At 64.2% G+C, this 24,971-nt stretch carries 4 protein-coding genes; 1 reads left to right on the forward strand and 3 read right to left on the reverse strand.

Features of this window, described 5'->3' with window-relative positions; all coding sequences use genetic code 11:
* The first annotated feature begins 114 nt into the window (after positions 1-114).
* Positions 115-993: a prephenate dehydrogenase dimerization domain-containing protein gene (locus A5625_RS20360; protein WP_066998107.1), complete on the forward strand. Its 879-nt coding sequence runs from the start codon at positions 115-117 to the stop codon at positions 991-993.
* On the opposite strand, the gene pabB is transcribed toward A5625_RS20360, so the two are convergent.
* The 3 genes from pabB to A5625_RS20375 are packed head-to-tail and all read right to left on the reverse strand — an operon-like array spanning position 976 to position 24,699.
* Positions 976-3,519 carry an aminodeoxychorismate synthase component I gene (gene pabB, locus A5625_RS20365; RefSeq protein ID WP_156748401.1) on the reverse strand — a complete coding sequence of 848 codons (2,544 nt, stop codon included), beginning with the start codon at positions 3,517-3,519 and terminating at the stop codon, positions 976-978. The two genes, A5625_RS20360 and pabB, sit on opposite strands and share 18 nt — an antisense overlap.
* A 38-nt stretch (positions 3,520-3,557) precedes the next feature.
* Complete coding sequence (locus A5625_RS20370; RefSeq protein WP_232003767.1) at positions 3,558-24,488, reverse strand: non-ribosomal peptide synthetase; 20,931 nt, start codon at positions 24,486-24,488, stop codon at positions 3,558-3,560.
* Positions 24,472-24,699: an MbtH family protein gene (locus A5625_RS20375; protein WP_066998159.1), complete on the reverse strand. Its 228-nt coding sequence runs from the start codon at positions 24,697-24,699 to the stop codon at positions 24,472-24,474. The genes A5625_RS20370 and A5625_RS20375 overlap by 17 nt, the downstream gene beginning before the upstream one ends.
* Between the last annotated feature and the right edge of the window lie 272 nt (positions 24,700-24,971).

Genomic DNA, 24,971 nt, shown 5'->3' on the forward strand with positions numbered 1-24,971 from the left:
ATCAACGCCAGGTTTTCGGGTAGCCTTCGTGTGGTTCGATACAACCTCGCAGCACGATCGCGGCCAGTGAGCCGCCGCCCTTTCCAGTCAACCCTTTAACAGGACTGCGGCTTTATGATTTCACGTATTTTGATTCTCGGTATAAACGGCGGCTTCGGTGCGTTGTTTGCGGATTTGCTGGCTGGCAGGGGCCTCTTTATTGCCGGTGCAGACTTGGCCGAGAAAGCGGGCGACGGTGTGCACTGCCACCAATACGTTTCATGCGACCTCGGTAAACCTTCGGAAGAGTTGAAGAACCTCGCCAGCACCTGCGACCTGTTGCTGTTTTGTGTTCCTGAGAGTGTGCTAGTTGGCGGCCTCGGTTTCCTGGCCGATATCGCTGCGCCGGGCAGCTTGTTTGTGGACACACTGTCGATAAAGACACCTGTCGCGAGCATCATCGCGGGCAGGCGCAAAGATCTCCAGCATCTGAGCATCAATCCGATGTTTGCCCCTGATATTGGGTTCAGTGAGCAAAACGTTGCCGCGGTGCCCATAACCGGCGGAGATAAGAGTGATGAGTTCTGCGGCTACCTGCGAGACTGGGGGGCGAGTGTCACGAGCATGGATGTTGTCACCCACGACCGGCAGACCGCAGTTACGCAGGCGCTAACGCATGCGGTTGCCATCGCTTTCGGGGGTTGTTTGTCGCGGCTGGGTTACGACGCGGAGAAGGCATGGCCCATCGCGTCACCTCCGCATCGACTCTTGATGACGCTGTACGCGCGGATCCTTAACAAAGATCCCGACGTTTACTGGGAAATCCAGGCTGATAACCCCTACGCATCGGAAGCGCGTATGGCCCTTATTCAGGCGCTGCAGACCATAGAGTCAATCAGCCAAAACCGGGACCGTCACGCATTTCACCGTATCCTGAGCTCAGGTAAAACCGCTGTTACACCGATCTTGCCCGCTCTGAATGCGCTGACGGAGAAGCTATTCCGCCAAGTTTAAGTCCGTGCTAGGTGATTCTTCTTCCAGGTCACAGCTTTGCCTGATGATCAGGTCGTACATTTCGTGCAGGAATTCAGGATGCACTCCGTACTGATTACCCAGTACGGTGCAGCGGCTCATTATCTGTTCAATACGGTCCGGCTGCATCACGGATAAGCCTGTGTTGGCCTTGAATTTGCCGACGTTTCGCACAACCTCAAACCGTTTCCCGAGTGCCCTGATGATTTCTTCATCCAAGGCATCGATCTGTTGGCGGTAGAGCCCGATATCAGACATGTACGACTCCCAGTTCTCGAGCAGTTTCGCTCCTGCGGCAATTTGATCAAGCTCTCCGTTGGTATACTCTGCCAACTTAGCGGGTAGTGGCGGCAGAGATTCTAGTAATTCTGAGGGTATCCCGGCGATCTCGAAGTGAGAGTGACCGAACTCGCCAAATTCCTCGTACACGATCGCATTGATGAGGGCTCTGCCCTTGAGCACAATCTCCTCGAATTCCTCTTCCGCATCAGACAGAGCGACGATAGCGCCGCCAATGCCAATGGATGTGGTCTCTGGCGTGCAGACCGCGGTGCGAATGACGATATTCAGATCCGCTCCTCCGCCCAAACCAATAAAACCGATAGATCCGGAATAGACACCCCTCGCTTCCGACTCCAAGCGGTCGATAATCTCCAGCGTGCGGATTTTTGGTGCGCCGGTCATCGAGCCGCCCGGAAAGGCAGCACGAACACAGTCAACTGCCGTGTTTTCTTCCTTCAACAAGCCACGAACCGTGCTGACCAATTGATGTACCGTTTCGTAGGATTCGACAGCCATCAGTTTGGGGACGTGAACCGTGCCGACCTGGCACACCCGACCCAGATCGTTGCGCAACAGATCTACGATCATCAGGTTCTCTGAGCTGTCTTTCTCATTCTTGCCGAGCGCATTCCGTGCCTTTTCATCAAGTCGTTTGTCCGGATGCCGTGCGGCTGTGCCCTTGATCGGCTTGGTGCTCACCCAGCCGTTGCGGTCCACGCGCAGGAATTGCTCTGGCGAGGAGCTGAGAACCGAGAAATCGCCGAAGTGGAGGTACGAAGCATAAGGCGCCGGATTGGCGCGGCGCAGAATGCGGTACAGATTCAGCGGCTGGTCGATAGGATCGGTGTGTAGCTGATTGGTCAGACAGATCTCATAGCTCTCACCTTCCGTAATCTCGTCCAAGCACTGCTTGATGTCTGCGATGTAGGTTTCATAGGGGCGAGTAAGCTTCAACTTCAGCTTGTCGCGAGCAGTGTAAATCTTGTCGGTAGGAGCCGGCAGGACCCGCAATTCTGCGGCTACGCGGTCAAACCAGTCTTCGGCCGCCTGGGTTTCCGACTCTGGCACGAAAGCCACCAAATAGGTTGTTCCTTCGATCTGGTCGAAAGCCATCAGGCGATCACAGAAAATGAACATGGCGTCCGGCAGCGCGGATTCGTGTACCAGCCGCCCTCCCGTGTCGGCCTTCAACTCATAGCCGAAGTACCCGGCGAAACCACAATTGAAATCAAAGGGCAACTCTTTGCTCGCCTGGCCGTATTCCTTGAGCGATTTGTTGAGATAGTCAAATATGGATTCGTTCGTAATCGTCGTCTTACCGCCGGTGTCAACCACGAGAGAGCGGTCCTTGACCGTGTATCGGATGACTTGCGAACAAGGACCATCTGCGGCGCCCATGAAAATGAACCGCGACAGGGATTTTTCGACCAGATCACTGCCCAACCAGAATGCGTAATCCTTATCGGCATAAAAATGCATGAATGCTGTTTCTGGATCGAAAAAGTAATTCAGTTTCCGATAGCACACTCTATAGTTTTCATTGTCCGGAAGCTTCCGGTGTTGATCGGGATCTTCCGGGGTTTGCTTCCCGACCTGGGCCGGTGTGTAGCAGACTTGCCGCCCCTCGGAGGCATGGAAGGCCACCGCAAGATCGAGAAAGTTCCGAATCAGCTGCTCGCCATGCTGAGTGCAGATCGACTCCGGATGGAACTGAATGCCCCACAGGGGGCGGTGTAAATGCCGGAGAGCCATGAGCACCCCATCCGCACTCCAGGCAAGTGGTTCAAGGTGATCGGGTAAGGCGATATCTACGGCGAGGGAGTGGTAACGGATTACCGAAAAGTTTTGTGGGATACCCCTGAACAAAGCGGATTCGTTATGCCGTATGTTGCTTGACCGGCCGTGCCGCGGCTCGGGTGCATGTATAACGGTCCCGCCACTGTAATGCGCTATTCCCTGATAACCGAGACAGACCCCCAAGGTTGGCACGTCGAGTTCCTGGATGATCTGGGCGCATACTCCGAAATCCTCGGCCCGCTGCGGATTGCCGGGCCCGGGCGATAGCACAATGGCGTCGGGGCCGAGCGCCCTGATCTGGTCGACTGTTATCTTATCGTTTTCGACGACTGTTGGCTCCTGTCCGTTCACCAGTGCGATCTGTTGAAACAGGTTGAAGGTGAACGAGTCATAGTTGTCGATAATAAGGATTTTCATGGCTTTACCCACCTAATCAATGCCCTCGATTTTTTCACCACAACGCCCCCTTAAGCTTCCAGCAAAACCTTGAGTTGTTGGCCATACTGGATGAGCGCTTCGATACTCATCATTTCCTGATGTCCACAGTCGATCGGGTAGACGGCGATGTCGCCAGTAACATAAGGTCGCCAACGTTGCAGAAGAGGTGAAGTGCGATCGCACTCATCCCGTACAGCAGTAAATATGGTTATATCCCCATCGAAGACAGCGGGTTCATGGGCTTGATATAACGCCACGTTACTGTTGAGGTTTTGAACACCCCAATCCACAAGCTGTTTGTATTGAGAAAATTCGACCATTCCTTGGTTGCGAAGTAGTTCTTCTACCTGCTCATACGAAAGCGGCTCATCCTGTTCTGGAATATCTATACGACAGATCCGAAGGACGTCTCCCAGCACGTCCGCCTCGCCGATGTTCGGCGCAGTGACGCTGCTGTCCATGCGGGGCTGAGAGTCGAGGAGAACGAGGCGCGCGACTTCGTATCCGCGTCGCTGAAGCTCGATGGCAATTTCATGGGCAACGGCACCGCCGAAAGACCAGCCGAGAAGGTTGTAGGGCCCGGTAGGATCAACCCCTTGAATCCGATCGGCATAGTTCTTCGCCATATCGCGGATTGACGCGGGTTCAGCCTCGCCATTTGCCGCGGTTTGTTGAATGCCGATGATCGGGCAGCCCAGGTAATTACCAAGGACCTGATACGGCCAACTCACCCCACCCGCGGGATGAACGCAGAACAGCGGAACACCGGTTCCCTCCTTGAGGAACTCAACGGGGACTACTTCCATCTCGCCGGCATCTTGGCCCAACTGCTGGCTCAAGCTTCTAACGGACGGCGCCTGGAATAACGTGCGTACCGGAAGGTTCGCGTCCAGGCTGGTGTTGATCGCGGCGATCACCCGCATCGCCGATAGCGAATCCCCACCCAAGTCGAAGAACGAATCGTCGACCCCGACCCGCTCGACACCCAGTACCTGGGCGTAGATGCCAACCAGGATCTCCTCAGCGGGCGTACTCGGGGGGCGGTACCGATCGGCATCGGTGTATTCGGGCGCCGGCAGAGCCCGGGTGTCCAGTTTTCCGTTGGAGGTGAGTGGCAGCGCGTCCAACACCACCACCGCCGCCGGGACCATATAGGCCGGCAGCCGCTCGGCAAGCTTCGCGCGCGTCGTTGCCGGGTCTGCTGTGCCCGTGAAATAGCCCACTAGGCGCTTGTCGCCGGCGCGGTCCTCACGCGCGATCACCGCGGCCTGCTCGACCCCATCAAAACCGGCCAGCGCGGCCTGGATTTCACCGAGTTCGATGCGATAGCCGCGGATCTTGACCTGCTCATCGGCGCGCCCCACATACTGCAGCTGCCCGTCAGCGCCCCAATACATCAGGTCCCCAGTGCGATACATGCGTGTTCCTGGCGCTCCCGTGCCGGCGAAGGGGCAGGCCACGAACCGCGACGCGGTCAACCCCGCCCGGCGCACATAGCCGACGCCCACACCGCGGCCAGCCACATACAACTCACCGACCACCCCAGCCGGTACTGGTCGCAGCCATTGATCGAGCACGAACAATGCCGCCCCTTGCACCGGCGTCCCGATCGGCACCACGTCCAACCCAGGTGTCAGGGGCGTGCTACTCGCCACACCCATCGTCGTCTCGGTCGGCCCATAACCGTTGATCATCACCCGCCCGGCTGCCCACCGATTCACCACGTCGGCCGGGCACGCCTCGCCAGCCACCTGCAAGGACATCGACTCCAAGCCCTCAGCCGACAACAGCGCCAATGCCGACGGGGTCTGGGTCATCACGTTGACCTGTTCGCGAACCAGCAAAGCGTGGAAATCCTCCGGGGAAACCGCTACCGACTCGGGCACCACTACCAGCCGGCCGCCATCCAGCAGCGCAGCCCAGACCTCCCACGCCGACACATCGAAGGCCAACGAATGACACAACGGCCAGACCCCTGCGCGCGGCAGGCCGGCATATCCTGACTCGATCAGTTGGGTCACGTTGTAGTGGGTGATGGCGACGCCTTTGGGCGTGCCAGTCGTCCCGGACGTGTAGATCAGGTAGGCGATGTCATCGGGGGCGGGGGCCGGGGCCGGCAAACCCGTGGACGGATAGGCGTCAATCCGGGGGTCTTCGATATCGATGACCTGCAGGTCATGCCCGTCGAGTCGGTCGGCTAGCCCGGTCGTGGTGATCGCGACCATCGGCGCGGCATCAGCGAGCATGAACCCGATCCGCGCCGCCGGCACGACCGGGTCGATCGGCAGATAAGCGGCCGCGGTCTTGAGCACCGCTAACATCGCCACGATCGCCTCGGCGGAACGGTTGAACAGCAGCGCCACACACTGTCCCGGGCCCACCCCCTGGTCGGCCAGCAGATGCGCCAACCGATTCGAGGCCTCATCGAGTTCTCGGTAGGTCATCGCGCGACCGTGGCTGCTGATCGCCACCGCCTGTGGGACGTGGGCGAACTGCGCTGCGAACAGCGCGGGAATCGACACCGGCGCGCTGGCCGGCGTGGTAAACACCGCTCGGTTACTGATCTCATCGAGGCGGGCATGCTCACCGGGATCCAGCAGATCCACCGACGAGATCCGCCGGGTGGGATCGGTGGTGACCGCCATCAACACCCGATGCAACCGCGCGATCAGCGCCTCGATGCTGGCCGCGTCGAACACATCGGTACGGAACTCCACCGCGCCGCCGATCCCGGCCGGCTCGCCGGCGGCACTCCAGCGTTCGCCCAACGAAAATGTCAGGTCCATGCGGGCGGTCTGGGTGTCCGCTGACAGCGGCGTGATCTGCAGATCAGCCAGGGCCAACCCGGCGGCGTTATAGTCGTCGCGCGCGAAGTTCTGCCAGGCCAACGCCACCTGCACCAGCGGCTGATGGGCCAGGCTGCGGGCTGGGTTGAGCCGCTCCACCAGCATCTCGAAGGGCACATCCTGGTGCTCGAGGGCGGCCAGGCTGCGGGCCCGCACCTGAGCGAGCAGCTCAGCAACCGTGGGATCGCCGGCCATCTCCACCCGCAACACCAGGGTGTTGACGAAGACCCCCACCACTTCATCCAGCACAGGGTCAGGGCGCCCGGCGATCGGGAAGCCTACCGCCACATCGGAACTGGCGCTGAGCTTGGAAAGCAGCACCGCCAGGGCGGCCTGGATCACCATGAAGGTGGTGGTGTTGTGCTCGCGGGCCACCCGCGCAACCTGCTGCTGCAGCTCCGCCGGCCACTCCACGGCCACACTGGCGCCGCGGTAGTCGGCCACCGGCGGATACGGCCGGTCGGTGGGCAACGCCAGGCGCTCGGGCATCCCGGCCAGCTCCTGGTCCCAGAAGGTCAGCTGCCCGGCGATACGACTGTCGGCATCGGCCAGATCACCCAGGTGCGCGCGCTGCCACAGCGTGTAATCCGCGTACTGCACCGTCAATGGCGCCCAGCCGGGGGCCTGCCCCGCACACCGGCTGGCATAGGCCACCCCCAGGTCACCCACCAGCCGGGTGATCGACCAGCCGTCGGCGGCGATATGGTGCACCACGGCCACCAGCACGTGCTCGTCCTCGGCGACGCGGAAAAGTGTTGCGCGCAAAGGAATCTCGGTTGCCAAATCGAAAAGGTGACGCGCCACGGCGCCGATGGCCTCACCCAGCCGGCTTTCCGGCCAACCGGTGGCGTCGACGACCTCCCACCCGAAATCGGCACCCTCAGCGGGGATAACCACCTGCTGGGGTATGCCCTCAGGCGCCGCGAACAGAGTCCGCAGGCTTTCCTGGCGGGCCACCACATCGGCCAACGCCGCCCCTAACGCCTCGGCATCCAGGCGTCCACTCAGTCGCAGTGCCGCCGGTATGTTGTACACCGGCGAGGGCCCTTGGAACTGATCCAGGAACCACAAGCGCTGCTGGGCAAACGACAACGGCACCACCGCCGGCCGCTCGACCGCCACCAACGGCTCATGCCCATCGCCGTCTTCTCCGATACGCGGTGCCAGCCTGGCCACCGTGGGCGCATCGAACAAGGTGCGCACCGCAAGGTGCGTATTCAGGGCGCTGTTGACCCCTGCGATGACCCGCATCGCAGAGAGCGAGTCTCCCCCTAGCTCGAAGAAGGAGTCGTCGACGCCGACCCGGTCGAGGCCGAGTACCTGGGCGTAGATGGCGGCCAGGATCTCCTCGGTGGGAGTACTCGGGGCTCGGTAGCCATCGCCCTCGGCGTATTCGGGTGCCGGTAGGGCGCGGGTGTCGAGTTTGCCGTTGACTGTGAGCGGCAGTTTGTCGATCATCACGATCGCGGCCGGCACCATGTAGGCCGGCAGTCGCTCGGCCAGTTGGGTGCGCAGTTCGGTGGCCTCGGCGGTGCCGGTGACATAGCCGATCAGGCGTTTGTCGCCAGGGCGGTCCTCGCGAGCGATGACGGCCGCCTGCTCGACCCCGTCCAGCCCGGCCAGGGCTGTGCGGATTTCGCCGAGTTCGATGCGATAGCCGCGGACCTTGACCTGTTCATCGGCGCGGCCCAGGTAGTGCAGCTGCCCATCGGGGCCCCATTTCACCAGGTCCCCGGTGCGATACATGCGCTGACCGAATTCGGCGAAGGGGCAGGCCACAAACCGGGTCCCGGTCAATCCCGCGCGGCCCACGTAGCCGACCCCGACCTGGCTCCCGGCCACATACAACTCCCCGACCACCCCGACCGGCACCGCTTGCAGCCACTGGTCGAGCACGAAGAACGCCGCGTTCGGCACCGGCGCGCCGATCGCCACCACCTCAGATCCCGCTGTGAGTGGCGCGCTCAGGGCCACCCACATGGTGGTCTCGGTCGGGCCGTACTCATTGATCATCACCCGCCCGGGTGCCCAGCGCTGGACCAGCTCGGCCGGGCAGGCCTCACCCCCGACCAGCAGGGTCAGCGATTCCAACCCCTGCGGTGACAACGTCCCCGCCGCCGAGGGGGTTTGGCACAAGACGCTGACCTGCTCGCGAATCAGTAAGTCGTGCAAGTCTTCTGGTGAGGCCGCCACCGACTCGGGCACCACTACCAACTGCCCACCGTGCAGCAGGGCGCCATAGATCTCCCAGCCCGAGATGTCGAAGCTATAGGAGTGCCACTGCGACCACACCTGCCCGGGTGCGGCCAACCCCGAGTCAAGCGACGTCAGCAGTTCGGTGACGTTGCGGTGGGTGATGGCCACACCCTTGGGCACCCCGGTAGTGCCCGAGGTGTAGATCAGATAGGCAATGTCCTCGGGGGCCGGTACCGCCACGTCGGTGGCCGGGTAACTGTCGATGCGGGGGTCATCGACATCGATGACGGCCACGTCCTGGCCGTCGAGCCGCGCGGCCAGTTCGCCGGTGGTGATCGCGGCGATCGGCGCGGCATCAGCGAGCACGAAGCCGATCCGGCTCGCCGGATGCGCGGGATCGATCGGCAGATACGCCGCCCCAGACTTGAGCACCGCCAACATCGACACGATCGCCTCGGCACACCGGGAAAACAGCAGCGCCACAGTCTGTCCCGGGCGGGCACCGCGGCAAGCTAACAGATGCGCCAACCGATTCGACGCCTCATCAAGTTCCCGATACGTCACCAAACGACCACCACAACTGATCGCCACCGCGTCGGGGGCGCGGGTGACCTGGGCGGCGAACAGCGCGGGAATCGACACCGGCGCGCTGGCCGGCGCGGTCAAAACCGCTCTATTACCAAGCTCTTCCAGCCGAGCGTGCTCACCGGCATCCAGCACATCCACCGACGAGAACGCCCGGGTGGGGTCGGTGGTGACCGCATCCAGCACCCGCTGCAACCGCTCGATCAGCGCCTCGATGGTGGCGGTGTCGAATACGTCGGTGCGGAACTCCACTGACCCGCCGATCCCAGCGGGTTCACCGGCGGCGTTCCAGCGTTCGCCCAAGGAGATTGTCAGGTCCATGCGCGCAACCTGGGTGTCTGCCGACAGCGGGGTGATCTCAAGATCACCTAAGGCCAACCCGGCGGCGTTGTCGTCCGTAGCGAAGTTCTGCCAGGCCACCACCACCTGAATCAACGGGTGATGGGCGAGGCTTCGGGTGGGGTTGAGCCGCTCCACCAGCACCTCGAAGGGCACATCCTGGTGCTCGTAGGCGGCCAAGCTGCGCGCACGCACCTGAGCCAGCAATTCGGTGAAGCTGGGATCGCCGGCTACCTCCACCCGCAGCACCAGGGTGTTGACGAAGAATCCGACCAGTCCATCGAGTGCGGGATCATCGCGCCCGGCGATTGCGAAGCCCACCGCCACATCGGAGCTGGCACTGATCTTCGCCAACAACACCGCCAGAGCGGCCTGGATCACCATGAAGCTGGTGGTGTTGTGCTCACGGGCCACTCGCGCAACCTGCTGCTGCAACTCGACCGGCCAGTCCACCATCACACTGGCCCCGCGGTAATCAGCCACCGGCGGATAGGGCCGATCGGTAGGAAGCTGCAGCCGCTCGGGCAGCCCGGCTAGGGCCTGCTCCCAGTACGCCAGCTGCCCGGCGATCGGGCTGTCGCTGTCGGCCACGTCACCGAGCTGCGCGCGCTGCCACAGCGTGTAATCGGCATACTGCACCAGTAAGGGCGCCCAGTCCGGGGCGTGCCCCGCGCGTCGGCTGGCATAGGCCACTCCCAGATCGGCTACCAGGGCAGCCATCGACAAGCCGTCGGCAGCGATGTGGTGCAGCACCGCCACCAGCACATGCTCGTCCTCGGCGACGCGGAAAAGCGTTGCCCGCAATGGGATCTCGGTGGCCAAATCAAACGCGTGACGCACCGCGGGGTCGATGACCTCTACTAGCCGGCTTTCCGACCAGCCGGTGGCATCGACCACCTGCCACCCGAAATCAGCCCGCTCGGCCGGCACCACCACCTGTTGGGGTATCCCCTCAACCGATGGGAACAGGGTGCGCAAGCTTTCCTGGCGGGTCACCACATCGGCGAGTGCGGCCCCCAACGCCTCGGCATCTAGCCGTCCACTCAGCCGCAACGCGGCCGCCATGTTGTAAATCGGTGACGGCCCCAACAATTGGTCGATAAACCACAACCGCTGCTGGGCAAACGACAACGGCACCACCTCGGGCCGCTCCACGGCCACCAACGGCTCACGGCGGCTGCCACTCCCACCGACGCGCAGCGCCAACTGGGCCACCGTAGGCGCCTCGAACACGGTGCGCACCGACAGATCTGCATCCAGACCGGTCTCGATCGCCGCGATCAAACGCATCGCCAACAACGAGTCCCCGCCCAAATCGAAGAACGAGTCATCGACACCGACCTGCTCGATCCCCAGCACCTCGGCGAACATGCCGGCCAGGATCTCTTCGACCGGGCTCGCCGCTGCGCGAGAACCGGCATTCTGATATTCGGGTGCCGGTAGAGCGCGGGTATCGAGTTTGCCGTTGACCGTCAACGGCATCGTTTCCAACGACACCACCGCGGCCGGCACCATGAACTCCGGCAGCCGCTCGGCGAGCTGAATGCGCAGCTGGGCCGGGTCGGCGGTGCCGGTGACATAACCCACCAGACGTTTGTCGCCAGGGCGGTCCTCGCGGGCGATCACCACCGCCTGCTCAACCCCGTCGCAGCCGGCCAGGGCCGTGCGCACCTCACCGAGCTCGATGCGATATCCGCGAATCTTGACCTGCTCATCAGCACGGCCCAGATAGCGCAGCTGCCCATCGGCACCCCAACACACCAGGTCCCCGGTGTGATACATGCGCTGTCCCGGCGCTCCGAACGGGCAGGCCACAAACCGAGTTCCGGTCAATCCCGTTCGGCGCAGATACCCATAGGCCAGTCCGGCACCGGCCACATACAACTCGCCGACGACCCCGGCCGGCACCGGCCGCAACCACTCGTCGAGCACAAAAAACGCCGCCTCGCCCACCGGCGATCCGATCGGCGGCACACCCGAGCCCGCCGTCAGCGGCGCGCTGATCGCCACACACATCGTCGTCTCGGTCGGGCCATAGGCGTTTACCATCACCCGCCCCGGCGCCCACCGATCCACCACCTCGGCCGAACACGCCTCACCGACCACCGCCAACGCCGCCGACTCCAGCCCCTCAACCGGCAGCGCCGCCACCGCCGACGGGGTCTGCGTCAACACGCTGACCTGTTCAGCGACCAACACTTCGTGGAGCTCTTGCGGTGAACCGGTCACCGACTCCGACACCACCACCACGCGCCCACCGCGCAACAACGCCCCGAAGATCTCCCAAACCGACACGTCGAACGCCAATGAGTGACACAGCGCCCACACCCCAGCGCGCGGCAAACCGGCATCCAACGACCCCAACAGCTGGGTCACATTGCGATGGGTGATCGCCACGCCCTTGGGCACCCCCGTGGTGCCCGAGGTGTAGATCAGGTACGCGACATCGTCCGCGGCCGGCGCCGGCAAACTCGTGCTGGGCTGGTCGTCGATGCATCGATCGTTGACGTCGATAACCGTCACGCCATGGCGTTCTAACCGCTCAGCCAGATCGGCGGTGGTGACGCCGACGACCGGCTTGGCATCGCCGAGCATGAACTCGATCCGGGTATCCGGCGACGAGGGGTCGATCGGCAGGTAGGAGGCTCCGGTCTTGAGCACGGCCAGGATCGCCGCGACGGCCTCGGCCGACCGTGAAAATAGCAGTGCCACAGTTTGTCCCGGACCCGCACCGGCAGCCGCGAGGCAATGCGCCAACCGATTCGAGGTTTCATCCAGCGCGCGGTAGGTCACCGCCAGGTCCTCGCACACCAGCGCCACGGCGTCCGGGGTGCGCGTCACGTGGGCAGTGAACAGCTCGGGAATCGACACCGGCGCGCTAGCCGGCGCGGTCAAAACCGCTTTATTACCAAGCTCTTCCAGCCGAGCGTGCTCACCGGCATCTAGCAGATCCACCGACGACAAGCGCCGGGTGGGGTCGGCGGTCATCGCCGTCAACACCCGCTGCAACCGCGCGATCAACGTCTGGATGCTGTCCTCGTCGAACACGTCGGTGCGGAATTCCACCTGCCCGTAAATCCCGGCGGGTGCACCGGCCTCGGTCCAGCGTTCTTTGAGGAAGAAGACCAGATCCATCTTGGCGGTCTGAGTGTCCGCGGCCAGCGGCGAGACCTGAAGATCGCCCAGGCTCAAGCCCTCTTCGGGGACCTCAACCTGCCCGGGGAAGTTGTTCCAGCCCAACATCACCTGCACCAGCGGGTGATGGGCCAGCGACCGGGTGGGGTTGAGCCGCTCCACCAGCATCTCGAAGGGCACGTCTTGGTGCTCGTAGGCGGCCAGGCTGCGCCGTCGTACCTGGGCCAGCAGGTCGGCCACGGTGGGATCACCGGTCAGATCGACGCGCAGCACCAAGGTGTTGACGAAGAACCCGATCAGTTCATCGAGTGCGGGATCGCGCCGCCCGGCGATCGCAAACCCTACCGCCACATCGGAACTGGCGCTGAGCTTGGACAACAGCACCGCCAGGGCGGCCTGCATCACCATGAAACCGGTCGCGTTGTGCTCGCGGCACACCCGGGCAACCTGCTGCTGCAGTTGGACCGGCCACTCCACGTTCACCCGGGCGCCGCGCTGATCAGCCACCAGTGGATAGGGCCGATCGGTGGGCAGCTGCAGCCGCTCGGGCATTCCGGCCAGCGCCTGCTCCCACTCAGCGAGCTGTGCGGCGATGCGGCTGTCACGGTCATCGAAATCACCGAATTGGGCACGCTGCCACAGGGTGTAATCGACATACTGCACCGGCAATGGCGCCCAGTCGGGAGCCCGCCCGGCGCACCGGCTGGCATAAGCCATGCCTAGGTCATGCAGCAGCCGCATCGTCGACCAACCGTCGGCGGCGATTTCATGCAGCACGATCGCCAGCATGTGTTCGTCGTCGGCGACGCGGAAAAGCCTTGCCCGCAACGGGATCTCGGTGGCCAAATCAAACGCGTGACGCAGCGCGGCGACGACGGCTTCACCAAGCCGGTCCTCCGGCCACCCGGTGGCATCGACGACCTGCCAACCGAAGTCGGCTTCCTCGGCGCTCACCACCACCTGGTGGGGCACGCCATCGATCGCAGGGAACAGGGTGCGCAGGCTCTCATGGCGGCCCACCACATCGGCCAGCGCCGCACCCAGTGCCTCGACATCAAGGCGCCCGTTCAGCCGCAACGGCACCACCACGTTGTAAACCGGTGAAGGCCCATGCAATTGGTCGGTAAACCACATCCGGCCCTGCGCGAACGACAACGGAATCACCGCCGGCCGCTCCACCGGGACCAGCGGCTCCAGGCCGCCGCCCTTACCGATTCGCGGCGCCAACTGGGCAACCGTGGGCGCCTCGAACACCGCGCGCACCGTAATATCGGCGTCCAGACCGGTGTTGATCGCGGCGATCAAACGCATCGCCGACAACGAATCCCCACCCAAATCGAAGAACGAGTCGTCGACACCGACCCGGTCCAGCCCCAGCACCTGGGCGTAGATGCTGGCCAAGATCTCCTCAGTGGGGTTACTCGGGGCACGGTAACGATCCGCACCTTGATACACGGGCGCCGGCAAGGCCTTTCGGTCGATCTTGCCCGAGGACGTCATCGGAAACTCGTCGAGCACCACAATGTGCGTCGGCACCATGTATTCGGGCAACCACGTACTCAGTTGCTGACGAATCGCACCGATTTTGGTATTGGTCTGCGGGTCATTGGCGTAGCTGGTGACTCGGTGGGGCCCGCCAGGTGGCAGATACAGATCGGTCAGCGCCGAGGTCTGCTCAGCGTCAGCTGCAGCGATGAACACCGCATCCACCGTGCCCGGTTGAGCGCCCCAGGTAACCGCGACGTGATATCCGGCGGTCTCACCAAGGCGGTGCAATTGTTCGGGGACAACAGCATCGGCGCCGTCGGCGTGGGCTAAAGCGTCGGCTAACGGCAGCCCGGCGGCCAGGCTGCGTTCGATGTCGACGTCGCTGAACACTCCGGCGCGGGGAACGCCAGTGACACGAACGGCGCCCGGACGCTCAGACATCAACCGGGTTTGCAGCCCGTCCAGGCCCGCGCACCGGGGCCACGCCCAGCTGTCCGCGCCGGCCATTGAGCGCACCGGTGCAGGGGATTTATAGATGACGAGGTCGTAGCGATACCGGTTCAGCTCGTTATCGGCCATCCCGGGCTTGACCTCGATATCCAGCCCGGCCGCCGACACATTTTCGGTAGCCCAGGTGGTGAAAAACTCAGGGGCCAGCAGCAATTCGGGCTCGCCGAGCACAGCGCGCTGAACTCTTTGACGAATCTCGGCAGCGTCGGCGGCTTCGGTGCGGGCCACGGCCACCCCGGTTTGAAACGCGCCCTGCAGGCTGTGGTTGCGCACGTCGCCGATAAACACTGCCCCGCCCGGTGCCAGCAACCGCATCGCCACGTCCATCACGTCGCGCAGGTACCCCGCACTCGGGAAGTACTGGACCACCGAGTTGAGCACCACCACATCGAAGTGGCCCTCCGGCAACCCGTCGGCCACGTCCGCCGACTGCACCCGCAGCTGCACCCGGTCACCCCACGACTGCTCAGCCACCGCTGCCTGCAGCGTCTGAATCGTCGGCGCGGAAAAGTCTGTGCCCCAATACTCGACACAGTCCGGGGCGATCTGCGACAACAGCAACCCCGAACCCACGCCGATCTCCAAAACGCGTTGCGGCTGCAGGGCGTTGATCCGTTTCACCGTGGCCGAGCGCCACTCCACCATGTCTTCGAGCGGTATCGGCTCGTCGGTGTAGCTGCTGTTCCAGCCGCGGAAGTCCATCCCGAAGCCGGGCGTCTCGACCTCGGCGTCGTACAGGTCGTCGTACAGCTGTTGCCACTCTTCGACGATTTCGGCGTCGTCATCGGCGGTACTGGTCTGCCCCAACGTGACGTAGCCGATCAAATGCGGACCGGTGTCGCTCTGGTGCACGCTGGCCGCGGCCTGGGTGACCTGCGGGCAGGCCAGCAGGGTGTTTTCGATCTCGCCCAACTCGATGCGCTGGCCGCGCAGTTTGATCTGAGTATCGGCACGACCTAAGTAGTCCAGGGTGCCCTCAGCCGTCCAGCGGACCAGATCCCCGCTGCGATACATCCGCGTCCCGGCTGGCCCCGAAAGGGCCGCAAAAGGATTCGCCACGAACCGTTCCGCGGTCAACCCGGGCCTGCCCACATAGCCGTGCGCCACCGCAGGCCCGGCCAGATACAACTCGCCTACCACGCCAGCCGGAGCCGGGTTCAGCTGCGCATCGAGCACCAGCGCGCACACCCCGGCCAACGGGGCACCGATGCGCACCGGCTGACCCGCGAACAGCTGCGCGCAGGTAACCCAGATGGTGGTCTCGCTGGGGCCGTAGCCGTTGTACATCCGCCGACCCGGCGCCCAGGCCGCCACCACCTCGTCGAGGCAGGCCTCCCCCACAGCGATCACCGTGTCCAGCCCATCCAGCCGGGCCCGATCCAGCGACGAGAGCACCGTCGGAGTCAAAATCGCCGCACTGACCCGCTGGTCCTGCAGCAACGCCGTCAACGCATCCCCGGCGTACACCCCCGCCGGGGCAACCACCAACGCCGCCCCGGACTCGACGGCCCACAAGAACTCACCGACCGAGGCATCAAAGGTCGGCGCGGCCACCATCAACACCCGCGCATCCGCGCCCAACCCGAACATCTCGCCTTGCGCCGCAGCCCAACCCAGCAGGCCGGCGTGGCTGACCGTCACCCCCTTGGGCACACCGGTCGACCCCGACGTGAAGATCACATACGCGCCGTTATCCACCGCCAACGGCGCCAGCCGGTCGGCGTCGGTAATCGGATCCGCGCAACGTTCGGACACATCCAGATCATCGATGCGCAGCACCGGGTGCACTCCGGCCACCGTGTCGGCGCTGCACGTCAACACACACACGGCGCCCACCGCGTCGAGCACCGCGGCGATGCGCTCGACCGGATGGGTCGGATCCACCGGCACATACACCCCACCGGCCTTGACCACCGCCCACCAGGCCACGACCAATTCCGCGCACCGGCCCATCGCGACGCCCACCGCGCGCTCGGGACCCACGCCGGCCTCGATCAGCACCCGCGCCAACCGCGTCGACCACGCATCGAGCTCGCCATAGGACAGCTCCCGTGCACCGTCGACGACGGCCACGGCGTCCGGGTCGGCGGCCACTGCCGCCGCTAACAGTTCCGGCGCCAGCCCCACCGGCGCGCTCACCCCGGCACCCGACCACTCCGACAGCACCAGATCTCGTTCGCCGCGATCCAGCAGCGAAACCTCACTGACCATCACCGAGGCATCGGCGATCACCGCCTCGATCACCCGGCCAAACCAGCCGACCAACCGCTCGATGGTCGACCGGTCAAACAAATCCGTGGCATACATGACCAGTCCGGCGGCCATCGGCGCCGCCGCATCGTCGCCGGGCACCTCGCTCAGCTCGATGTCCAAGTCGAACTTGGCCGTGCGGGTAAAGACCGCCAACTGCTCAACGCTGACGTCCTCCAGCGCCATGTCGGGGCGCACATTGTTCTGGAAGACCAAGAGCACCTGGAACAACGGATGGTGCGCCGCGGAACGCACCGGGTTGAGCTGCTCGACCAGCAATTCGAACGGCACATCTTGGTTGCTGTAGGCATCCAGCGCCTGCTGGCGCACCTGCTCGAGCACCTCGCTGAACCGCTGCGCGGAGTTGACGTCCACCCGTAACACCCAGGTGTTGACGAAGAACCCGACCAGCTCATTCAGCGCCGCATCCATCCGCCCGGCGATTGGCGCACCCATCACCACGTCCTCGCCGGCTCCCACCCGGTGCAACACCACCGCCATGGCCGCCTGCAACACCATCGAGACCGTCGCGTTGTGCGCCGCCGCGAGCGCCTTGACCCCCGCCCAGGTCTGCGCGTCGATGCGCAGCTCTACCTCATCACCGCGATAACTGGGCACCGCCGGGCGCGCCCGATCCGCCGGCAACGACACCACCTCGGGCAGGTCGGCCAACTGTTGTCGCCAATATGCCAGCTGTCCGGCGATCACACTGTCCGGATCGGACTCCACGCCCAACCAATCCTGTTGCCACAGCGTGTAATCGGCATACTGCACCGGTAACGGCGCCCACTCCGGAGCCCGGCCGTGCCGGCGCGCCCGATACGCCTCACCGATGTCCCTCGCCATGGGAGCCATTGACCAACCGTCAAAAGCGATGTGGTGCACCACAATTCCCACCACATGCTGCTCGGGGCCCACCGCATAGATCTGCGCACGAATCGGGATCTCGGCGGCCAAATCAAACCGATATCCCGCCAGCGCCACCAACTCGGCGACCACATCCTGCTCGGACAACGACACCACCGCCGCGCCGCCACGTCGCCACATCCCCGGCTCGGCCGGCAACACCTGTTGCAACGGCACACCATCGACGTCGGGAAAGACGGTGCGCAGCGACTCGTGACGGGCGATCACATCATCGATAGCCGCCCCCAGCGCGTCGACGTCCAGCACGCCGCTGATCCGAAACGCGGTCGGAATGTTGTAGGTCGCCACGCCCCCCTCGAACCGATCGAGGAACCACAACCGCTGTTGGGCAAACGACAACGGCGCTACCGCCGGCCGCTCACCGGCCACCAATGGCTTACGACCGCCCCCCTCGCCGATACGGGGTGCCAACTGGGCAACCGTGGGTGCCTCGAACAACGTGCGCACCGCAAGGTGAGCATCCAGCGCGCTGTTGACCGCAGCGATGACCCGCATCGCCGATAACGAATCTCCACCCAAGTCGAAGAACGAGTCGTCGACTCCGACCTGATCGAGGCCGAGGACCTGGGCGTAGATGCCGGCCAGGATCTCCTCTGTGGGACTGGCCGGGGCGCGGTACTGATCCACATCCTGGTAGTCGGGCGCCGGCAAGGCCCGGGTGTCCAGTTTGCCGTTGACCGTCAACGGCAGCGCGTCGATCACCACCACCGCCGCCGGCACCATGTAGGAGGGGAGCCGCTGACCCAACCGGGCCCGAACATCGGACGGGTCAGCGGCTCCAGTCACATAACCCACCAGCCGTTTGTCACCGGGGCGGTCCTCACGGGCGACCACCACCGCGTGCTCCACCCCATCCACTGCCGCTAGCGCCGCGCGGATTTCGCCGAGCTCGATGCGATAGCCGCGGATCTTGACCTGCTCATCAGCACGGCCCAGATAATCCAGCTGCCCATCGGCACTCCAACACACCAGATCTCCGGTGCGATACATCCGTTGTCCCGACGCCGCGAACGGGCAGGCCACAAACCGCGACGCCGTCAACCCCGTCCGGCCCACATATCCGTACGCCAGCCCCCCGCCGGCCACATACAACTCACCGACGACCCCGGCCGGTACCGGACGCAGCAACCCATCCAGCACAAAAAAGCCAAGGTGGACCAACGGCACCCCGACGGGGCTGACGCTGCGGCCGACGTCGGCGACGCTGATCTCGCGGAATGAGGCATGCACTGTCGTCTCGGTGATGCCATACATATTGATCAGCCGCGGTAACCGCGGGTACTTGTCCAACCAGGTCGCCAGACGCTGGGGTTCTAGCGCCTCGCCGCCGAACACCACCGTCTGCAGCTTGAGCTGACCCTCGGACCCAGGTGCTCGCGTGTCGACGGTTTGCAGCGCATAAAAAGCCGATGGGGTCTGACTCAATACGCTGACGTGTTCGGCAACCAGCAAGGCGTGGAAGTCTTCCGGCGAGCGGACCACCTCGTCGGGCACCACCACCAGCCGCCCGCCGTGCAGCAGCGCACCGAAGATCTCCCACACCGAAAAGTCAAAGGCCAACGAATGGCACTGCGACCATGCCTGCCCCGGCAAAAATTCCAGGTCGGCGTCCAGTGCCCTCAGCAGCCGGGTGACGTTCCGGTGGGGGATGGCTACCCCCTTGGGAACACCGGTCGTGCCCGAGGTGTAGATCAGGTAGGCGATCTCCTCGGCGGCCGGCGCCGGCAAGCCCGTGCACGGATACGTCTGGATGCGCGGGTCGTCGACATCGATGATTCGCAGGCCACACCCGTCGAACCGGTCGGCCAGCCCGGTGGTGGTGATGGCGACGATCGGTGCCGCATCGGCAACCATGAACTCGATCCGGGCCGCCGGCACAGCCGGGTCGATCGGCAGGTAGGCCGCCCCGGTTTTGAGCACCGCCAACATCGCCACGACTGCGTCGGCCGACCGCGGCAACAGCAGCGCCACACGCTCACCCGGGCCGGCGCCAACGCCGGTCAGCAGGCGCGCCAACCGGTTCGACGCCTCGTCGAGCTCCCGGTAGGTCATCGAGTGGCCGTCGAAGCTCACCGCCGGCGCTTCGAACGCGCGCGCGACTTGGGCGGCGAACACCGCCGGAATCGACGCCGGTGTGGGGGCAGGTCGGGTCAACGCCGCCCGGTTGCCCCACCGATCTAGGCGGGCGTGCTCATCAGCATCGAGCAGGTCCAGCGACGACAACCGCGCCGTGGGATCGACGGTCATGGCCGCCAACACCCGCCGCAACCGGTCGATCAGCGTTTCGATGCTTTCGGGGTCGAACACGTCGGTGCGGAACTCCACCGTCCCACCGATCCCGGCGGGCTCACCGGCCTCGCTCCAGCGTTCGGCTAACGAGAACGTCAGGTCCACGCGGGCGGTACGGGTGTCTATCGGTACGGGGCTGACTTGCAGATCGCCCAGCGCCAGCCCGGTCGCCGGGTCCCCCGCGAAGTTCTGCCAGGCCAGCATCACCTGGACCAGCGGATGATGATTCAGCGAGCGGGTCGGGTTGAGCCGCTCCACCAGCACCTCGAAGGGCACATCTTGATGCTCGTAGGCGGCCAGGCTGCGCCCTCGCACCTGGGCCAGCAACTCGGCGACACTGGGATCGCCGGCCACATCGACCCGCAACACCAAGGTGTTGACGAAGAAGCCCACCAGCTGATCGAGCGCAGGATCACCGCGCCCAGCGATCGGGAAGCCCACCGCCACATCGGAATTGGCGCTGAGCTTGGACAGCAGCACCGCCAGGGCGGCCTGCAGCACCATGAAGCTGGTCGCATTGTGCTCACGGGCCACCCGACGAATTTGCTGCTGCAGTTCGCCCGGCCAGTCCACCGTCACGCTGGCGCCGCGGTAATCGGCAACCAGCGGGTAGGGCCGGTCGGTGGGCAGCACCAACCGCTCGGGCAGCCCGGCCAGCTCTTGTTCCCAATACGCCAACTGCGCGCCGATGCGGCTGCCGCTGTCATCGAGATCGCCCAGCAGCGCGCGCTGCCACAGCGTGTAATCGACATATTGCACCGGCAACGGCGCCCATCCCGGGGCTTGCCCCGCACACCGGCTGGCATAGGCCACCCCCAGATCAGCCACCAGCGGGGTGACCGACAAGCCGTCGGCAGCGATGTGGTGCACCACGGCCACGAGCACATGTTCGTCCTCGCTGACGTGGAAAAGCGTTGCCCGCAGCGGGATTTCGGTCGCCAAGTCAAACGGGTGACGAGCCGCGGTGTCCAAGGCCTCCGCTAGCCGGCTTTCCGGCCAGCCGGTGGCATCGACGACGTCCCAGCCGAGGTCGGCCTGCGCCACCGGGATCACCACCTGCTGGGGTATGCCCTCGGGCGCCGTAAACAGGGTGCGCAGGCTTTCATGGCGGGCCACCACGTCGGCTAGCGCCGCACCCAAGACGTCGGTATCCAGCCGCCCGCCCAGCCGCAGGGCCGCCGCCATGTTGTAGACCGGTGAGGGGCCTTGCAATTGATCGATGAACCACAACCGGTACTGGGCAAACGACAACGGCACCACCGCGGGCCGCTCGACGGCCACCAACGGCTCCAGGCCGCCGCCCTTCCCGATACGAGGAGCCAACTGGGCCACCGTGGGCGCCTCGAAAACATCGCGCACCGCAAGACCGGCGTCCAGACTCGCGTTGATCGCGGCGATCAAGCGCATCGCTGACAGTGAATCCCCGCCCAGGTCGAAGAACGAGTCGTCGACACCGACGCGTTCGAGCCCCAGGATGTGGGAGTAGATGCCGGCTAGGATCTCTTCGGCGGGCGTTTCCGGGGCGCGGTAAGCAGTGACGGTGTATTCGGGTGCCGGTAGGGCACGGGCGTCGAGTTTGCCGCTGACCGTCAACGGCAACGTTTCCAACCCCACCACCGCGGCGGGCACCATATACTCCGGCAACCGCTCGGCCAGTTGGGTGCGCAGCTCGGCCGGATCGGCGGTCCCGGTGACATAACCCACCAGCCGCTTATCGCCAGGGCGGTCCTCGCGGGCCATCACCACCGCCTGCTCCACCCCATCCAGCCCGGCCAGTGCCGCGCGGACTTCACCTAGTTCGATGCGGTAGCCACGGATCTTGACCTGCTCATCGGAACGCCCCAGATACCGCAGCTGCCCATCAGCACCCCAACTCACCAGATCTCCGGTGCGATACATCCGCTGTCCCGAGCTGGCAAATGGGCAGGCCACAAACCGCGACCCGGTCAGCGAAGCCCGGCCCACATACCCGACGGCCACGCCGCGACCCACGACATACAACTCACCGACCACACCGGCCGGCACCGGACGTAACCACTCGTCGAGGACGAACAGCGCCGCGGTCGATACCGGCGCACCGATCGGCACCACACCGGCCCCGACCGACAGCGGCGCGCTCATCGACGCATACACCGTGGCCTCGGTGGGGCCATAGGCGTTGATCACCACCCGCCCGGGCGCCCACACATCCACCACCTCTGTCGGGCAGGCCTCACCGCCGAGTAGCAACGCCACCGACTCCAGCCCCTGCGGGCGCAGTGCGGTCACCGCAGACGGAGTCTGGGTGAGCACATTGACCTGTTCGCTGACCAGCAAGGCGTGGAAATCAACCGGCGAGCCGACCACCTCGTCGGGTACGACCACCAGCCGGCCACCTCCGAGCAGTGCAGCCCAGATCTCCCAAACCGAAAAGTCAAAGGCATAGGAGTGGCATTGCGTCCACACCTGCGCCGGCGGCAGGTCTGAGGGCTGCGAGTCCGCCAAATGGGTCAAGTTGTGGTGGGTGACCGCCACCCCCTTGGGCACGCCGGTAGTCCCCGACGTGTAAATGAAGTAAGCGATGTCGTCAGGGGCTGGCGCCGGTAATGCGGTGCTGGGCTGGGTGTCCACGGCGGGGTCGTTGATATCGATGACCGCCAGATCGCACCCGTCCAGCCGCGGGCGTAGGTCGGCGGTGGTGATAACAGCGGTCGGGGCGGCATCCGTGAGCATGAACTCGATTCGGGCCGGCGGCAGCGCCGGGTCGATCGCCAGGTAAGCCGCCCCGCTCTTCAGCACCGCCAGCATCGCCACGACGGCCTGGGCCGAGCGCTCCAATAGCAACGCCACACACTGCCCCGGCTCCACTCCCCGGTCGGTCAGCAGGTGGGCCACCCGGTTCGCGGCCTCCTCGAGTTCCCGATACGTCAGGGCACCGCTCTCGAAGCTGATCGCCACCTCCTGAGGGGCGCGGGCCACCTGCTCGGCAAATACCACCGGAACCGAGACGGGCGTGGGTGCGGGCTGGGTCAACGCCGCCCGATTACCCCACCCCTCCAGCCGAGCATGCTCACCGACATCCAGCACATCCACCGACGACAGCCGCCGCTCCGGATCGGCAATCATCGCCATCAATATCCGCTGCAAACGTCCTGCTAAATCCGAGACCTCAAAATCCGCAAACGGCTGTCCGGCGCCCGCTGTGCTGAAAAGCTGCTCATCGCCGACTCCATAGAACAACAGCCCAAAATGACCTATCGGGCCAAAAGTGGTGTAGGTCGCTGTTGCCGGAATACCGCCGAGATTCAGGGTCAGTCTCGCCGGCACGAAATTAAGAACTACCCGATTTGCCGGCCGCCTGAGGCCGCGAACGTCACCCTCACCTTCAAGCAGGTGCACCGGAAATCGCTGATGTCTCAGCGCTTCTCGTACTCGCGTGTCGACATGTTTGCAGAAATCGGCCACCAACGATTCCGGGGACGCCGTCAAGACCAGCGGCACTACCCCGGCAACCATCCCGGGAAGCAGCTTTGACGCTGGATGCACTCGCCTGCTGACCGGGAAGTTGAATACCACCTCCGAACCGTCAGCGTCGAACCCACCTACCAACAGCGCGCAGGCCGCGGTGAGGACCGATGATCGACGGACGCCTAACCGCTTGGATAACTCTTTGATTCGGCCGACGACGGCTGGGTCCAGTTGAACCGGCGCAGACGGCCAATGCGAATCCTGCTCGTCCGCGGCTTGGGGTAACCGATAATCCGCTTCGTTTTTCCGTGGAAGGTTCTCGCTCCAGTAGGCCCGATCTTCTAGATAATCGGTGGACGCTTCGTACTCTGACTCGCTGCTCACCAAGTCCTGCAATGAACCGAAAAACGCGGGAGGGATGGGAGTGCCAGAAACAATGGCCGTGTAGATATTTGCAATCCGACGCCCTACCAGCGCGATGCCGGTTCCGTCGACGATTATGTGGTGGCAGCATACGAACCAGTAATATTGGTCGGGCCGCGTCCGGAATAATGCGAATTTGAACAGCGGGCCAGTGAACGGAAGTGGCGTGCGTTGAATTGACGACGCCAGTTCATGGGCTTCCTGCACGGCATGGTCTGAGCCACTCAGGTCATAGAACGCCAGCTCGATATCCGGGTAGTCGATCGCCCGTTGGAAAACGTGGCCATCCGCCGCGAAGATGGCGGCCCTGCCCGGTTCGGTCTCGTGCACCGCCTGGCGGATCGCCCACCTAAGGGCGTCACGATCTACTGCGCCCTCGATTTTGACGAATAGACCAAGCTGCCACTCCGTACCAAGCTGACCGGTTTCCTGCGCAAGCCAAATATCCAGCTGCCCGCGCGTCAGCGGATGCGCCTGGTCGCTAGGATCTGTTGGCTGCCCGAATGATTCACAGATCAAAACCACGGCTTGCCACCCTCTCGCGCAAACTCTTCGGCCGGATGTCGGCCCAGTTCTGTTCGATGTACTCCAGGCACGCAGCGCGATCCGCTTCGCCGTACACCGTCTTCCAGCCCGATGGAACATCGGCGAACGCCGGCCACAGGCTGTGCTGCTCTTCGTCGTTGATCAAAACGAAAAAGCTGCCGTTGTCGTCGTCGAACGGATTGACACTCACCAGGTCCTCCAAAGCCTCGTTCTGGCATGAGCGAACAGTTCAGTGCACTAGCTATTTCTGGCCAGGGCCGTAGGGCTTTTGCCCTGCAACCGTCCCCGACCGATTGCATGATCCAGAGCGTGCTGGGTTTCAATCCTGTTGTCCGGCTTATCAAGCCGGTAGCGTAGTCAGCACCCGCACATAGAGTGTTCGGCACCAGCAAACAGAGTGGTGGCTCCGGCAACAACAGGGAAATACTCCGCGGATAGTGGTGCTAGCTCGGATCACACTCT

The sequence above is a fragment of the Mycobacterium sp. 1465703.0 genome, assembly GCF_001672975.1.
Taxonomy (GTDB): Bacteria; Actinomycetota; Actinomycetes; order Mycobacteriales; family Mycobacteriaceae; genus Mycobacterium.

What these genes read in the sequence shown, in the direction of transcription:
- A5625_RS20360 (WP_066998107.1), top strand. Translation starts at nt 115, where the DNA reads ATGATTTCACGTATTTTGATTCTCGGTATAAACGGCGGCTTCGGTGCG.